At 67.8% G+C, this 14,516-nt stretch carries 14 protein-coding genes; 10 read left to right on the forward strand and 4 right to left on the reverse strand.

Annotation, left to right across the window (positions count from 1 at the left end):
* The first annotated feature begins 105 nt into the window (after positions 1–105).
* The 5 genes from secD to ACFQPB_RS03550 all read left to right on the forward strand — a co-directional run bounded on the left by secD (position 106) and on the right by ACFQPB_RS03550 (position 7,177).
* Positions 106–1,998 (forward strand): protein translocase subunit SecD, encoded by a 1,893-nt coding sequence (secD, locus tag ACFQPB_RS03530; protein WP_382219804.1) that lies wholly within the window; start codon positions 106–108, stop codon positions 1,996–1,998.
* A gap of 15 nt (positions 1,999–2,013) precedes the next feature.
* Positions 2,014–2,976: a protein translocase subunit SecF gene (gene secF, locus ACFQPB_RS03535; RefSeq protein WP_382219806.1), complete on the forward strand. Its 963-nt coding sequence runs from the start codon at positions 2,014–2,016 to the stop codon at positions 2,974–2,976.
* A 69-nt stretch (positions 2,977–3,045) separates the two neighbouring features.
* Positions 3,046–5,328: a DUF1631 family protein gene (locus ACFQPB_RS03540; protein ID WP_382219808.1), complete on the forward strand. Its 2,283-nt coding sequence runs from the start codon at positions 3,046–3,048 to the stop codon at positions 5,326–5,328.
* Between the two features lie 20 nt (positions 5,329–5,348).
* Positions 5,349–5,852, forward strand: coding sequence for a hypothetical protein (locus tag ACFQPB_RS03545; RefSeq protein WP_382219810.1), 504 nt, complete (start codon positions 5,349–5,351; stop codon positions 5,850–5,852).
* Positions 5,849–7,177: a GAF domain-containing protein gene (locus tag ACFQPB_RS03550; RefSeq protein ID WP_382219812.1), complete on the forward strand. Its 1,329-nt coding sequence runs from the start codon at positions 5,849–5,851 to the stop codon at positions 7,175–7,177. Before ACFQPB_RS03545 ends, ACFQPB_RS03550 begins: the two co-directional genes overlap by 4 nt.
* 6 nt (positions 7,178–7,183) lie before the next feature.
* Here the strand turns inward: ACFQPB_RS03550 and ACFQPB_RS03555 are convergent, their stop codons facing one another.
* The 3 genes from ACFQPB_RS03555 to ACFQPB_RS03565 all read right to left on the reverse strand — a co-directional run bounded on the left by ACFQPB_RS03555 (position 7,184) and on the right by ACFQPB_RS03565 (position 10,451).
* Positions 7,184–7,915 carry a hemerythrin domain-containing protein gene (locus tag ACFQPB_RS03555; protein ID WP_382219814.1) on the reverse strand — a complete coding sequence of 244 codons (732 nt, stop codon included), beginning with the start codon at positions 7,913–7,915 and terminating at the stop codon, positions 7,184–7,186.
* Between the two features lie 126 nt (positions 7,916–8,041).
* Positions 8,042–9,151, reverse strand: coding sequence for a DNA-processing protein DprA (gene dprA / locus ACFQPB_RS03560; protein WP_382219816.1), 1,110 nt, complete (start codon positions 9,149–9,151; stop codon positions 8,042–8,044).
* 49 nt (positions 9,152–9,200) lie between these two features.
* Positions 9,201–10,451 (reverse strand): LysM peptidoglycan-binding domain-containing protein, encoded by a 1,251-nt coding sequence (locus tag ACFQPB_RS03565; protein ID WP_382219818.1) that lies wholly within the window; start codon positions 10,449–10,451, stop codon positions 9,201–9,203.
* A 227-nt stretch (positions 10,452–10,678) separates the two neighbouring features.
* Between ACFQPB_RS03565 and def the strand changes: the two genes are divergently transcribed.
* The 5 genes from def to ACFQPB_RS03590 are packed head-to-tail and all read left to right on the forward strand — an operon-like array spanning position 10,679 to position 13,746.
* Positions 10,679–11,197, forward strand: coding sequence for a peptide deformylase (gene def, locus ACFQPB_RS03570; protein ID WP_382202381.1), 519 nt, complete (start codon positions 10,679–10,681; stop codon positions 11,195–11,197).
* Positions 11,194–11,694: a hypothetical protein gene (locus ACFQPB_RS03575; protein ID WP_382219819.1), complete on the forward strand. Its 501-nt coding sequence runs from the start codon at positions 11,194–11,196 to the stop codon at positions 11,692–11,694. The genes def and ACFQPB_RS03575 overlap by 4 nt, the downstream gene beginning before the upstream one ends.
* A gap of 19 nt (positions 11,695–11,713) precedes the next feature.
* Entirely contained in the window at positions 11,714–12,685 is a 972-nt protein-coding gene (fmt, locus tag ACFQPB_RS03580) for a methionyl-tRNA formyltransferase (RefSeq protein ID WP_382219821.1), read from the forward strand.
* Positions 12,675–13,418 (forward strand): AzlC family ABC transporter permease, encoded by a 744-nt coding sequence (locus tag ACFQPB_RS03585; RefSeq protein ID WP_382219823.1) that lies wholly within the window; start codon positions 12,675–12,677, stop codon positions 13,416–13,418. The genes fmt and ACFQPB_RS03585 overlap by 11 nt, the downstream gene beginning before the upstream one ends.
* Positions 13,411–13,746, forward strand: coding sequence for an AzlD domain-containing protein (locus ACFQPB_RS03590; protein ID WP_382219825.1), 336 nt, complete (start codon positions 13,411–13,413; stop codon positions 13,744–13,746). Before ACFQPB_RS03585 ends, ACFQPB_RS03590 begins: the two co-directional genes overlap by 8 nt.
* Here the strand turns inward: ACFQPB_RS03590 and ACFQPB_RS03595 are convergent.
* The gene (locus ACFQPB_RS03595) at positions 13,725–14,438 is read right to left on the reverse strand and encodes a phosphatase PAP2 family protein (protein WP_382219827.1); all 714 of its coding nucleotides are present in this window, start codon (positions 14,436–14,438) and stop codon (positions 13,725–13,727) included. The two genes, ACFQPB_RS03590 and ACFQPB_RS03595, sit on opposite strands and share 22 nt — an antisense overlap.
* Between the last annotated feature and the right edge of the window lie 78 nt (positions 14,439–14,516).

Genomic DNA, 14,516 nt, shown 5'->3' on the forward strand with positions numbered 1-14,516 from the left:
GCGCGTCACCCCCTCAAGGGGGCGGCACTGGCAGACCGGCGGAGCCGGATCTGCGGTGCCCTTGGATGAATTCCCCGCGCGCCGGCTTTTGAGGTTTGCTCTCTTATGAATCGTTATCCGCTCTGGAAATACGCGATCCTGGTGGTTGCGCTGTTGATCGGTGTGATCTACACCCTGCCCAACTTCTTTGGTGAAGCGCCTGCGGTGCAGGTGTCGGCGGGCAAGGCCACGGTCAAGGTCGACACCGGCACCGTCACCAAGGTGGAAGAGGCGCTGGCGGCGAACAGCCTGCAAGCCGCGCTGGTGCAGTTCGACGGCAACTCGGTCAAGGCGCGCTTCAACAGCACCGACGACCAGCTCAAGGCGCGCGATGCGCTGGAACGGGCCTTCAACACCGACCCGGCCAACCCCAGCCATGTGGTGGCACTCAACCTGTTGCCGCGCACCCCCGCCTGGCTGGCGTCGCTGCACGCCGCCCCCATGTACCTGGGCCTGGATTTGCGTGGCGGCGTGCACTTCATGCTGCAGGTGGACATGGCGGCAGCGCTGGACCGGCGCGTCGAAACCCTGGTGGGCGACCTGCGCACCGCCATGCGTGACAAGGGCCTGCGCCACGGTGGCCTCTCGCGCAGCGGCCAGCAAATTGAAATCCGCCTGCGCGAAGCCGACACGCGCCAGCCGGTGGTCAACCTGCTGCAAGACACCTTCCCCGACCTGCTGGTGGCCGAAGCCACCCCTGGCGATGACCTGGTGGTGCGGGTGAGCATGCGCCCCGAAGCGGCCCGCCGTGTGCAGGAACAGGCGCTCAAACAAAACATCACCACCCTGCACAACCGCATCAACGAACTCGGCGTGGCCGAACCGGTGATCCAGCAGCAGGGCGCCGACCGGATCGTGGTGCAGTTGCCGGGCGTGCAGGACACGGCCAAGGCCAAAGACATCCTGGGCCGCACCGCCACGCTGGAAGTGCGCATGGTGGACGAAAGCGCCGAAGGCCGCGCCGCCGAGCGTGGCACCGGGCCGGTGCCGTTTGGCTCGGAACGCCACCTAGACCGCGAAGGGCGCGCCGTCATCACCAAACGCGAAGCGATGCTGACCGGCGAGAACCTCACCGACGCACAGGCCGGCTTTGACAGCCAGACCCAGGAAGCCGCCGTACACCTGACGCTGGACGCCAAAGGCGCGCGCGTGTTCCGCGACGTGACCCGCGAGAACGTGGGCAAACGCATGGCCATCCTGCTGTTCGAAAAGGGCAAGGGCGAGGTCGTGACCGCACCGGTGATCCGCAGCGAAATTGGCGGCGGGCGGGTGCAGATCTCGGGCCAGATGAGCACGGTGGAGGCCAACGACACCGCCCTGCTGCTGCGCGCCGGCTCGCTGGCCGCGCCCATGGAGATCATCGAAGAACGCACCATCGGCCCCAGCCTGGGCGCCGAGAACATCGAAAAAGGCTTCAACAGCGTGATGTGGGGCTTTGCCGTCATCGTGTTGTTCATGTGCGTCTACTACGCGCTGTTCGGCGTGTTCTCCAGCCTGGCGCTGGGGCTGAACCTGCTGCTGCTGGTGGCCGTCCTGTCCATGCTGCAGGCCACCCTCACCCTGCCCGGTATCGCCGCCATGGCGCTGGCGCTGGGCATGGCCATCGACGCCAACGTGCTGATCAACGAGCGTGTGCGCGAAGAACTGCGCAACGGCGCGTCGCCGCAGGCGGCCATCCACGCCGGTTACGAACACGCCTGGGCCACCATCCTGGACTCCAACATCACCACCCTGATCGCCGGTGTGGCGCTGTTGGCGTTTGGCTCCGGCCCGGTGCGCGGTTTTGCGGTGGTGCACTGCATCGGCATCCTCACCAGCATGTTCTCGGCCGTGTTGTTCTCGCGTGGCCTGGTCAACCTCTGGTATGGCCGCCAAAAGCGCCTGAAGTCGGTGTCCATCGGCACCGTGTGGAAACCTTCGGACGACGCCGTCAAGACCCCTGCCGTCAAGGCCGATTGAAGCGGAGCACACGCGATGGAACTGTTCAAGATCCGCAAGGACATCCCTTTCATGAAACACGCGTTGGTTTTCAACGTGGTTTCATTTGTCACCTTCGCACTGGCGGTGTTTTTCCTGGTCACGCGTGGCCTGCACCTGTCAGTGGAATTCACCGGTGGCACGGTGATGGAGGTGGCCTACGAACAACCGGCCGACCTGGAAGCGGTGCGCAAAGTGGTCGAGGGCCTGGGCTACGCCGATGTGCCGGTGCAGAACTTCGGCACCTCGCGCGACGTGCTGATGCGCCTGCCGGCCATGCAGGGTCAGACATCGGGCCAGCAGAGCGAGGCGATGTTGGCCGCGCTCAAGGCCCAGAACCCGGCGGTGCAGCTGCGTCGAACCGAATTCGTGGGTCCGCAGGTGGGCCAGGAGTTGGTGGAAGACGGCCTCAAGGCCCTGGGCATGGTGATCCTGGGCATCATGATCTACTTGGCCATCCGCTTCGAATGGAAGTACGCGGTCTCGGCCATCATCGCCAACCTGCACGACGTCATCATCATCCTGGGCTTCTTTGCCTTCTTCCAGTGGGAGTTCTCGCTGGCGGTGCTGGCCGCCGTGCTGGCGGTGCTGGGCTACTCGGTCAACGAGTCGGTGGTGATCTTCGACCGCATCCGTGAAAGCTTCCGCAAGTACCGCAAGATGAACACGGTGGAGGTGATCAACCACGCCATCACGTCCACCATCAGCCGCACCATCATCACCCACGGTTCGACCCAGATCATGGTGTTGTCCATGCTGCTGTTCGGCGGCCCCACGCTGCACTACTTCGCGATGGCGCTGACCATCGGCATCCTGTTCGGCATCTACTCCTCGGTGTTTGTGGCCGCCGCCATCGCCATGTGGCTGGGCATCAAGCGCGAAGACCTGATCAAGGGTGGCGGCGGCGGCGGCGGCAAGAAGGAAGACCCCAACGACCCGAACGCGGGCGCCGTGGTCTGACACACGGGGGCGGCGCACGCTCGCGCTTCTCGGGGACAATCGAGGCCCACACCCTGAACCACAGCTGAAGTGTCAGACGCCGCCACACACACATCCCACGCACAGCAGGCCAGGCGCCTGCTGCTGCGCCATGTGCTCAAGGCGCTGCCCGATGTGGTCAAGGACATCGCCACCCTGTTGGACAAGCTGCCCGAACCGGGTGCCAGCAGCGACAAAGTCCAGCTGGCAGACAACCTGCGCCGCAGCTGGCTGACACTCGCCCTACCCTGGCAGCGCGCCGCCGGGCAGCGCCTGCTCGAGCAGGCACCCAGTTCCACCTCGGGCACACCTTTGGGCAGCGAATTGCGCCTGCTCGAAGAAGAGGACATGGAGATACAAATCCTCGCGGGGCGGCTGGCCCAAACGCTGGCGGCCCCAGCACAGGACGAGTTCAACGACCTGCGGCTGCGCTTGCAACACCTGGAGCAAACCCACGAGCTGGCCCACAACGACACGGTGCAGCCCGCACACATCACACAGGCCATGCTCGGGGCGTGGTCGGACGTCGGGCTGACGCGCGACGACTGGCTCCACTGCCAGCCAGTGGTGGAGCGCCGCCTGGCCCAGGTGTTCAACGAAGCCTGCCACCTGGCCAACGCCTGGCTGTTGCAGCAAGGGGTGCTGCCTCACATCGATTTGCGTGCATTGGTGCGGCGTGGACGTGACGGCGCCCCCCTGCCCGCCCATGGGGCCGCGGCCGCCACCGGGCCAGCACCCACCCACCCACCGCCGGGCGCGCCCGCTGCGGGCATGAGCCCGGTGGCCGCCAAGCTGCAGGACATGACGCAGCGCATGCGCCAGCTGTTGGCCGATCACATCCCGGCGGCGGCGCGCTGGATGGGCGCGGGCACCCCCACACCAGGTGTTGCGGGCGGGCCTGGCGCTGGCGCACCGGGTGGCGGCGGTTCGGCGCCGTCCCACAAGGCCCGTGCCGACGCCACCACCCTGATGGTGGCCATGCCCCACCCGCCCACGCCAGGCGCCTTGCGTGCGGCCGACGCCGGTGCCATCGCACCCGAGGCCTACCAGGCCGGCGTGGCCGAATTGCGGCAGCAGACACGCGCGCTCAAACAGGCCGCGTCCAGCCAGCAGGACAAAGCCGTCATCGAAGTGGTGGCGCTGATTTTCGACAGCATCCTGGCCGAGGAGCGCCTGCCGCCCAGCATCCGCGTGTGGTTTGCGCGGCTGCAGATGCCGGTGCTGCGCGTGGCCCTGGTGGACGCGGATTTCCTGGGCAGCACCGACCACCCGGCGCGCCTGCTGCTCGACCGCATGGGCGCCTGCGTGATGGGCTTTGACGCCAGCGTCTCGCTGGAGCCGCTGGAAGCGGAGATGCGCCGCATCGTGCAGGTGGTGGAGCAATACCCCGAGACCGGCCGCAAGGTGTTCGAGATCGTTCACAAGGAGTTCGAGGCTTTCCTCTCGCAGCACCTGCTGGAGCGCGGCGAAACCCAGAAGCTGGCCAACCTGGCCGAGCAGGTGGAGCTCAAGGAAACGCTGACGGTGAAGTTCACCATCGAGCTGCGCAAGCTGCTGGGCCAGGCGCCGGTGGCCGAACCGGTGCGCGATTTCCTGTTCCACGTCTGGACCGAGGTGCTGGCGGTGGCCACGGTGCGTCATGGGGCGCAGCACGCCGTGTCCACCGGTTTCCGTGCCGTGGCCGGCGAACTGCTGTGGATGGCCAGCGCCAAGCCCACCCGCGCCGAACGCGCCAAGGTGATTGGCCGCCTGCCCGGCCTGATGGCGCGGCTGCGCGAAGGCATGACGTTGCTGGGGCTGACGGCCGCGCTGCAGGACCAACACATCAAACACGTGAGCGACGCGCTGGTGGAGGCCTTCATGGCCCGCACCCAACCCTTGTCCGACCAGTGGCTGCAAGACATGACCCAGCGCCTGGGCAGCCTCGACGCCTACCTGGCCGACACCGAGGTCGAGCAGATCAAGCTCGACCAGTACAGCATCGAGATGATCACCGGCGTGGACGCCTCGGACATCGTGGTGGTGCCGGACACCGAACAGAAAGTCTCGTCCGCGCTGCGGGCCTGGGCCAAGGGCCTGGAGCGCGGCGCCTGGTTCGAGCTCAGTCACAACGGCTTTGCCAGCCTGGTGCAGCTCTCGTGGCGCAGCCCACACAAGCAGCTCTTCCTGTTTGCCGGCCCCGAGCGGCGCAGCTTTTTGCTGCAGCAAGGCCGTGTGGCCAGCTACCTCGAAGCCGGCCTGCTCAAGCCCTGCGAAGCCGAAACGCTGACGCTGCGCGCCACCCGCGACGCACTCAACAAGCTCGACGCCAACCCCGAACGCCTGCTCGCCTGAGCCACCGAGCGTCCCTCACCATGACCGACGCCACCCCCCTGCTGCCCCCTGAATACCTCGCACTGATGGCACGGGGGGTGTCGGTGATCGTCGCATCTGCCAGTGCGACACGTGTGCCCAGCCTCATGCGTGCGGTGGGCAGCCATGTGGCCGACGGTGGGCGCGAGGTCACGGTCTACGTGTCGCGCAGTCAGGCCGGCCAGTTGCTCGATGACATCGCCCACACCGGCCAGGTGGCGGTGGTCTTCAGTTCACCGGCCAGCCACCAGACGCTGCAGCTCAAGAGCCGTCAGGTCAACTTGCGCCCCATGGCGGTGAGCGACCTGCCCATCCTGCAGCGCTACCGCGAATCCATGGAACGTGAGGTCGGTGCGGTGGGCTTCCCGCCCACCTTCACCCAGGCCATGCTGGCCCACCGCATCGACGATGTGGTGGCCATCGTTTTCTGCCCCGAACAGGCCTTCGACCAAAGCCCCGGGCCACGCGCCGGCATACCGTTGATGACGCCGGGGGTGGGAACATGAGCCTGACGCTGAGCGCCCTGCGCCCCTGCATGGAAGGTGCGGTCCCCGCCACCATGGCCACCTGTTCGGCCGACGGCACGCCCAACGTGGCCTACCTGTCACAGGTGTTCTACGTGGACGAGGCGCACGTGGCGCTGTCCTTCCAGTTTTTCAACAAGACGCGCCAGAACATCCTGGCCCAGCCCCAGGCCACGGTGCTGGTGTTGCACCCGCAGACCGCGCAGTTCTACCGCCTGCACCTTCGTTACCTGCGCACCGAAACCAGCGGCCCGGTGTTCGAAGGCATGAAGGCGCAGTTGGCCGGCATCGCCTCACACGAAGGCCTGGCCGAGGTGTTCCGCCTGCGCGGGTCCGACATCTACGCGGTGCTGGGCATCGAAGCCGTGGACGGCCAGCCCCTGCCTGCGCCACCGGAGCGCAGCGGCCAACTGGCGCTGCTGCGGCGCGCGAGCGACCAGCTCAGCCGCAGCACCTCGCTGGACGCGCTGCTCAACACCTTGATCGACACCTTGCGTGGCCCGCTGGACATGCCCCACGCCATGGTGTTGTTGTGCGACGAAGCGGGCAGCTCGCTCTACACCGTGGCCAGTTGTGGCTACCCGCTGTCCGGTGTGGGGTCAGAAATTGCCTTGGGCGACGGCGTCATCGGCGTGGCCGCGCAGGAGCAAACCGCCGTGCGCGTCAACCACCTGACCAGCGCCTACCGCTACAGCCAGGCGGTGCGCAGCGGACTGGGCGAAGCCGATGCGGCGCCGGGCCAGGAAATCCCCTACCCCGGCCTGCCCGAGCCGCGCAGTCAGATGGCGGTGCCCATGCGCTGCGCGGGCCGGCTGCTGGGCGTGCTGTTCGTGGAAAGCGGGCAGGACATGCGCTTCAGCTTTGAAGACGAAGACATGCTGGTGGCGCTGGCCGGCCAGGTGGGCGCCACGTTGGCCCACCTCCAAGCCCATGGCGATGCGCCGGAAGCCCCCCCGACCGACACCGGCCCCTGCCCACAGACACCGGCGGTGCTGCAGGTGCGTTGCTTTCTGGCCCACCACAGCGTGTTCGTCAACGGCAGCTACCTCATCAAAGGGGTGGCAGGCGCCATCCTGTGCAAGCTGCTGCGCGACCATGCCGCGCACGGCCGCACCGAGTTTTCCAACCGCGAGTTGCGGCTGGACCCCAGCCTGGGCCTGCCCGATGTGGTGGACAACCTGGAGGCGCGGCTGCTGCTGTTGCAACGCCGCCTGCTGGAGCAGAACGTGGGCCTGCGGCTGGAGAAAACCGGCCGCGGCCGCTTCCGCCTCTGCGTGTCAGGGCAGGTGGTGCTGACCCAGGGGTGATGGCGCTCAGGCGGGCAGGCCGAGGGCCTGAACCAGCTTGCCCCAGTCGCGCTCGCTCAGGTGCGGCCGCACCACACCCAACGCCGCCTCGAAGGCCGGCGCCGGCGCGTGGGCACGCATGTCGGCCAGCAAGGCGCAGCGCTCGGCGTGCGCCACGAAGGGCACCAGCCAACGCAACGTGGCCATCATCTCTTGCGGCGGAACCGACGCCAGCAGCGCGTCGTGCAGAGCGGCCAGCTCGGCGTCGCTGTAGTGCGCCCACAGGGCGGCGTTGTGGCGGGTCTCCTCGATCAGCATGTGCTCGAAGTTCTCGGCCACGAACAGCGACAGCCGGCGGTACAGCGCCAGGGCTGCGGACTCGCGGTGGGCGGGCGCACGCGCCAGCAGCGCGTCGACCTCGGCGCGCAGCATGGCAATGTGCTCCAGGTGGCCGTGGTGGTCGTCGGCGGCGTGGTCGCTCACCCCCGGCGCGCGGGCGTGCAGGGCGGGGTGCATGAAGCGGTCTTCGTGCAGCACGTGCTGTTCACAGAAAAACAGCAGTTCGCGCAGGGTGGTCGCCATGGCGGACACCTCAACGGGGTCCTGCGTGTCGCAGCGGCCAAGGGTGAGCAAGGCATCGCTCATGGCGGCGCGCAAGGCCTTGTGGATACCGGCGTAGAGGTCGAGCCGGGGGGCGGTGGCGGTGGCGGTGGCGGCCGACAGGGCCACGGCACTGATTTCGAGGGCGTTGAATTGCATGAAAAACTCCGGGTGGGCGGTGGCGCACCGTGCGCCTCCGTGCCTGCCATGCAGTCTAAAAATGTGGCCCCCAGCGCGCTGCTAAATTGCGCTTAACGCTTCCCTAAGAATTTCTTAAACAGCGGCTCAGACGCGGCCCACGCGTTGAAACAGCCCGCCAGGCAAGCGCCCGACCTCGCCCACCAACTCCAGTTCCAACAGCGCCGCCTGCAGCTGCGCCGTGGGCCAGCCGGTGCGAGCTTGCAGCGCGTCCAGGCCCACCGGGTCGTGACCCAGTGCCGCCAGCAAAGCCGCATCGCCTGTTGCGGGCACCTCGGGGGGCTCATCGGCGGGGGCAGCGGCATCGGCCGGCGGCAACACGTGCAACTCTTCCAGCACGTCCTGCGCCGACTCCACCAGCTTGGCGCCCTGGCGTATCAGTGCATGGCAGCCGCGCGACTGCGGCGAGTGGATGGAGCCGGGAATGGCAAACACATCGCGCCCCATGTCGGCCGCCAAACGGGCGGTGATGAGCGAACCCGACTGCAGCGCCGCCTCCACCACCAGCGTGCCCTGCCCCAGCGCGGCAATGAGCCGGTTGCGCTTGGGAAAGTGGGGTGCCAGCGGCGGCGTGCCCAGCGGGTACTCGCTGATCAGCGCGCCAGTGGCGGCAATGCGGTGCGCCAACGCCTTGTGCCGTGCGGGGTACACGCGGTCCAGCCCGGTGCCCACCACGGCAACGGTGGGGGCGCCGGCATCGAGCGCGCCTTCGTGGGCGCCGCCGTCCACCCCCAGGGCCAGGCCCGACACCACACACACACCAGCGTGGCCCAAGGCGCGCGCGAACTCGCGCGCATTGAGCTGGCCCTGGGGTGTGGGGTTGCGGCTGCCCACCACAGCCACCCGCTGCGGGTGGGCCAGCGCGGCCAGGCTGCCCTGCACGAAGAGCAGCGTGGGCGGATCGGGCATCTGCAGCAAGTCGGGAGGGTAGCCTGCGTCCGCCAAGCTCAGCACATGGTGGGCCGGACCGGCTTGCAACCAAGCCCAGGTCGTGCTGAGCTGGCGGCCCCATTCGGGCGGTGGCGCCAACAGCGCATCGGCCAGACGCGGCCCGACCAGCGAAGCCAGCACGGCGGGGGATTGCTCAAAGACCTGATGGGGGCCACCCAAAGCGGCCAGCAACTGGCGTGCGGTGGCATTGCCCACGCCAGGCGTGAGCAGCAGGCGCAACCAGGCGCCCAGTTCGTCGCGCTCCACGGCGCCTCCCTGCGATGTCTTTTTTGTCTTGTGCGCTCAGCCTGCCCTGTCAGGGACTGGGGTTGGGGCTGATCACCCGGGCGCCCACGGTCACACCGTCGGCGATTTCCAGCACCAGCGCGTACGACACGCGCTCGAAGGTGCGAAACACCATCATCAGGCCATTGCGCTCACCGGGCAACTGGATTTGCACGCGCTGCTTGTCGGTGGTGTCGGTGACCTTGGTGCTGTTGAGCAACACCGCCAGCACGTGGCCCGGCTGCAGGCCGTGTTCTGTTCCACGGTTGATCACCACCACCTGGCTCTGGCCGGCGTAGGTGACGGCGTTGCCATACACCGACACCACCTGGCCATTCACATCGGCTGGCGCTGCGGTGGGCACGTAGTTGCGGAAAGCGCGCGGCGGCTCGGGCAGCAATCGGTCGCCCGCGCGGATTTCTTCCTTGGTCTGCACGATGTCGATGGTGGCGGGCACCAGCTCCAGCGTGGACTTGCCGCCGCTGCCCGGGGTCTCGCGCATTTCCTCGGGCCGCACCAACGTGGCACGTCCCAGGAACTTGGCCTCATAACCCAGCACGTCGCCGGTGGTGGGGTCTTTCAAGGGCGTGACGTTGCGGAACACGCGGAAGGCGCGCGGCTCACCCGGGTCCATGCTCAGCGCCGTGCCTTGTGTGCCATAGCCGGTGAGGCCACGGGCATAGGCCCGGTCACCGCGACTGAGCAACACGCGGCCCTCCTGGGCGGCCACGATGCGCGGTGCGTCGCCCAGCGAGTCCTGATCGGCGATGATGGCTTCGGTCAGGAAGGGCTCGATCTGCTGCGGTGACAGCGCAGGGATGGCGCTGTCGGCCAAACTCTCGGAGCGCACCCTCGGTGACACCTTGACTGTGGGCACACCACCCGTGCCGTCTTGGGCAAAACGCAGGATGGCGCGGCCACTGGAGGTGTCCAGGACCAGCTTCTGGCCAGGGTAAATCAGGTGCGGGTTGCGGATGGCCTGCAGGTTCATACCCCACAGCTCGGGCCAACGCCAGGGGCTCTTGAGGAACAGGCCCGAAATGCCCCACAAGGTGTCACCGCGTTGTACCGTGTGGCTGCTGGGCGCGTTGGGCGCCAACTCGCTCAGCGCCACGCCGGCCTGCGCCACCTGTTGCGCGGTGTCGCGTTGTTGTGGCGTGATGGGATAACGCTGGGTGGCCGACTGGGCCTGCACCACACCGGCAGCCAGCCAAGCCGCCGTGCCGAGGGCCAGCGCCGCATGGCGGGCGGTCGGACGCGTACAAAAAGGGGAAAACGGCATGTTGAAGCCCTGTTGCTGGCGGGCGGCACCCAGGCACGTCGGCGCCCACCATTTCTTGACAATTTGCGTTTGATTTTGCGCCCAAGCCCTTGATTAGGCAATGATTAGGCCCGAGCGCCCACTCGGCCAGACTCAAAAGTGGCGAAAATAGCTACAAATCCGCGCCAGCGTCCCCATTTGAAGGGAACCGCCGTCTGGCGCGCTCACACTTTTTTGCCTTGTTCACCATGCCGTCCGCCGACCTGCTCCCCATCCTGCGTTACCCCGATCCCCGCCTGCACACCGTCGCCAAACCCGTGGCCGCAGTGGACGAGTCCGTGCGTGCGCTCATCCCGCGCATGCTGGCCACCATGTACGAAGCCAACGGCATCGGTCTGGCAGCCACCCAGGTGGACGTGCACCAGCGCCTGATCGTGATCGACGTCAGCGAAGAACGCGACCAGCCCCTGGTGCTCATCAACCCCGAGATCGAGTGGGCCAGCCCCGAAACCCGCAAGGGCGAGGAAGGCTGCCTGTCGGTGCCTGGCATTTACGACGGCGTGGAGCGCTCCACCGCGGTGCGCGTGCGCGCGCTGGACGGCGAAGGCCAGCCGCGCACCATCGAGGCCGAAGGCATGCTGGCCGTGTGCATTCAGCACGAAATGGACCACCTGATGGGCAAGGTCTTCGTTGAATACCTCTCGCCGCTCAAGCGCAACCGCATCAAAACCAAGCTGCTCAAGGCCGAACGCGAGGCCCGCGAATGACGCCCAGGCGCTGGCTGCTGTGGCCTGTGCTGGCGATGCTCGCCGCGCTGCTGGCCGCCTGCGCCACGCCAGACCGCATGCCCCTGGGCAGCAGCCGCGACGACACCCTGGCCCGACTCGGCCCGCCCAGCGCGGTGCACCGCCTGCCCGATGGCGAGCGCCTGCAATACTCTTACCAGCCCGCCGGCCCCTGGGTGCACAACCTCGACTTCGATGCCAACGGCCGGTTGACCCACACGCAACAGGTGCTGGAACCCAACGACTTCGCCCACATTCAAGTCGGTAGCTGGCGCCGCGATGACGTGCTGATGCGCTACGGTCGTCCGGCCTTGGTCGAGCGCGTGGCGCGCTTCGAAGGGGAAATCTGGACCTACCGCTTCCTGGACAATATGCGCCGCAGGCAGTTGCATGTGCACCTGGATCCGGGTGGCACTGTGCGCCAGCTGCTGACCACCGACGAACCCGAATTCGAGCCGTCCGAGCGCTTCGTCGAGTGAGCTGTCAAACCAACGCCCCATGAAAATCGCATTCGCCGGCACGCCGGAATTTGCCGCCGTGGCCCTGCAGCGCTTGCTGGAAGCCGGCCACGAAGTCCCGCTGGTGCTGACCCAGCCCGACCGCCCGGCTGGCCGGGGCATGAAGCTGCAGGCATCGGCCGTGAAACTGCTGGCACTGGACCACGGCCTGCAAGTGGCCCAACCGCGCAGCCTGCGCCTGGACGGCAAATACCCCGACGACGCCCAGGCCGCACAGTGGCTGTTGCGCGACGCCGGCCTGGACGCCATGGTGGTGGCCGCCTACGGGCTCATCTTGCCCCAATGGGTGCTGGACACCCCGGCCAAAGGCTGCCTGAACATCCACGCCTCGCTGCTGCCGCGTTGGCGGGGTGCGGCGCCCATCCACCGCGCCATCGAAGCCGGTGACACCCAAACCGGCGTCACCATCATGCAAATGGACGCTGGCCTGGACACCGGCGACATGCTGCTGATGGAAACCCTGCCCATCGCCGCCGACGACAACACCGCCCGCCTGCACGACAAGCTCGCGGCGCTGGGTGGCCGCCTGATCGTGGACGCGCTGGCGCGCCTGGATCAGCTGAGGCGCACGCCCCAGCCCGCCGAAGGCGTGACCTACGCACACAAGATTGAGAAACACGAGGCCTTGATCGACTGGACCTTGCCGGCGGAGGTGCTGGCGCGCCGGGTGCGCGCCTTCGACCCGTTTCCGGGCGCGCTCACCCACCAAGGCCAAGAAAACCTCAAGATCTGGGCGGCCTTCGCTGAACCCGGCGCATCCGACGCCCCCCCAGGCACCGTGCTCGAAGCCAGCGCACAAGGGGTGCGTGTGGCCACCGGCCAGGGTGTGCTGCGGCTGACGGAACTGCAGCGCGCCGGCGGCAAACGCCTGCCCGCCACCGCCTTCCTGCAAGGGGCCGACCTGCACCCTGGCCAACGCCTGGGCGCCACCGGGCCCGACCATGTTTCTTAAGCGCATCTACCGCGAGCACCCCGAGTACCGGCTGGGGCTGCAACACCAGGCCACGGTGGCCATGGGCATCGCCGCCTGGGGGCTGATGACGGGGGTGGCCATGGTCAAGTCGGGCCTGAGCCCGCTGGAGGCCTCGCTGATGACGCTGCTGGTCTACGCCGGCAGCGCGCAGCTCGCCGCCATCCCGTTGCTGGGCGCCGGTGCGCCCATCTGGGTGATCCTGGCCACGGCCTTCTGCGTCAACCTGCGCTTCATCGTGTTTTCGGTCCACCTGCGGCCACACATGATGCACCTGCCCCGCTGGGAGCGCCTGGTCACGGGCTACCTCACCGGTGACCTGACCTACGTGTACTTTGCCAGGCGCTACCCCCACGCCCCGCAGAACGAAGCGCAGCAGGTGGCGCAACACGCCTACCTGGCCGGCAACTGCGCCATCAACTACGGTGCGTGGATGGTGTCCAGCCTGCTGGGTGTGGCGCTGGCCAACGTCATTCCGACGGCCTGGGGTTTGGGCTTTGCCGGCATCCTGGCCCTGTTGGGCGTGGGCTGTTCGCTGGTCACGTCCCGGCTGCGCGCGGTGTCGGCCGGTGTGGCGGCCAGCGCGGCGGTGGTGGCCTATGCCCTGCCGCTCAAACTCAACATCCTGGTCGCCATCGCCAGTGCGGTGGCCATCTGCCTGGTGCTGGAGGCCACGGGCAAAACCGGCCCGCATGAGGAGGCCCGCCATGTTTGACATCACCTGGACCTCGCTGATGAGCATCGTCGGCATGGCGGTGATCACCGTGGTCACCCGCTCGCTGTTCTTCATCTCCGACAGCCCCTGGACCTTGCCCGGTTGGGCCCAGCGCGGTCTGCGCTACGCGCCGGTGGCGGCCCTGTCAGCCGTGGTGGCCCCTGAGGTGCTGACCACACACGGCGTGCTGGTCAACACCTGGCAAGACGCCCGCCTGTACGCAGCGGCCGTGGGCGCGGCCTGGTTTTTCTGGCGCGGTGGGGTGCTGGGCACCATCCTCAGCGGCATGGCGGTCTACCTGCCCCTTCACATCGGGCTGGGCTGGTAACGCTGTTCGCGGGCGGCCGCACCGCGATGCACCGCCCACCACACGGCAGCGTTGGCGGCATAACAAATCACCATGGTCCACAGGGTGTGGCTGGGGTAGTGGGCGCCACGCAACGTCTGCACTGCGCCCAGCGCAGCGCCGGCCAACAACAGCGCCACCAGCAGCAGCGCCCCCGTCCAGCCGGTGCCACGCCGGCCGCTCAGCCAGGGCAAGGCCACGCCCACGAAGGCCAACGCCGACGAGGCATGCCCGCCCGGAAAGCAGTGCGCCCCGCCGCCGTCGGCCAGGCCCAGCATCCAGTGCGACACGTACTGCGCCGGTCCGCCGAATTCGGCCAGGTCCCAAGGGCAACTGGTCAGGCTGGCGCGTTTGATCACGTTCACCACCAACAAAGCCGCGAGCACGCCCAGGCCCACCGACAGGCGCTCGCGGCCGGACCAGCCGCGCACCGGCCCACGACCCAGCGCCAGCACCACCAGGCCGATCAGCAAAACGGCCACCAGCAGCCGGCGCACACCATCGTGGGCATAGCGCTCCAGCCAGGGGTGGTGGCGCAAGGCGAAGCCGCTGGCGTCGCCCCACCAGTGCATCACGGCCACGTCCTGCCCGCCCAGATCCCACAGCAAGGCGGCCACCAACAGCAGCCCACCGGCACGCACCACGGGCACAGACAAGAAGGAATTCCAACGCATGCGCGGATTGCAAGCGACCGCGATTAAGCCGGGCTTAACCCAGGCAGGCTCGAATACCGGGTGACTACACTGACACCC

Origin of the sequence: Hydrogenophaga atypica, assembly GCF_042665215.1 — a bacterium.
Classification (GTDB): domain Bacteria; phylum Pseudomonadota; class Gammaproteobacteria; order Burkholderiales; family Burkholderiaceae_C; genus Hydrogenophaga; species Hydrogenophaga defluvii_A.

Bases quoted from the DNA above. Each gene is read 5' to 3' on its own strand.
- ACFQPB_RS03575 (WP_382219819.1), top strand. From the start codon at position 11,194: ATGACGCCCAGGCGCTGGCTGCTGTGGCCTGTGCTGGCGATGCTCGCC.
- secF (WP_382219806.1), top strand. From the start codon at position 2,014: ATGGAACTGTTCAAGATCCGCAAGGACATCCCTTTCATGAAACACGCG.
- secD (WP_382219804.1), top strand. From the start codon at position 106: ATGAATCGTTATCCGCTCTGGAAATACGCGATCCTGGTGGTTGCGCTG.
- ACFQPB_RS03550 (WP_382219812.1), top strand. From the start codon at position 5,849: ATGAGCCTGACGCTGAGCGCCCTGCGCCCCTGCATGGAAGGTGCGGTC.
- ACFQPB_RS03590 (WP_382219825.1), top strand. From the start codon at position 13,411: ATGTTTGACATCACCTGGACCTCGCTGATGAGCATCGTCGGCATGGCG.
- def (WP_382202381.1), top strand. From the start codon at position 10,679: ATGCCGTCCGCCGACCTGCTCCCCATCCTGCGTTACCCCGATCCCCGC.
- ACFQPB_RS03585 (WP_382219823.1), top strand. From the start codon at position 12,675: ATGTTTCTTAAGCGCATCTACCGCGAGCACCCCGAGTACCGGCTGGGG.
- fmt (WP_382219821.1), top strand. From the start codon at position 11,714: ATGAAAATCGCATTCGCCGGCACGCCGGAATTTGCCGCCGTGGCCCTG.
- ACFQPB_RS03595 (WP_382219827.1), bottom strand. From the start codon at position 14,438: ATGCGTTGGAATTCCTTCTTGTCTGTGCCCGTGGTGCGTGCCGGTGGG.
- ACFQPB_RS03545 (WP_382219810.1), top strand. From the start codon at position 5,349: ATGACCGACGCCACCCCCCTGCTGCCCCCTGAATACCTCGCACTGATG.
- ACFQPB_RS03565 (WP_382219818.1), bottom strand. From the start codon at position 10,451: ATGCCGTTTTCCCCTTTTTGTACGCGTCCGACCGCCCGCCATGCGGCG.
- ACFQPB_RS03555 (WP_382219814.1), bottom strand. From the start codon at position 7,915: ATGCAATTCAACGCCCTCGAAATCAGTGCCGTGGCCCTGTCGGCCGCC.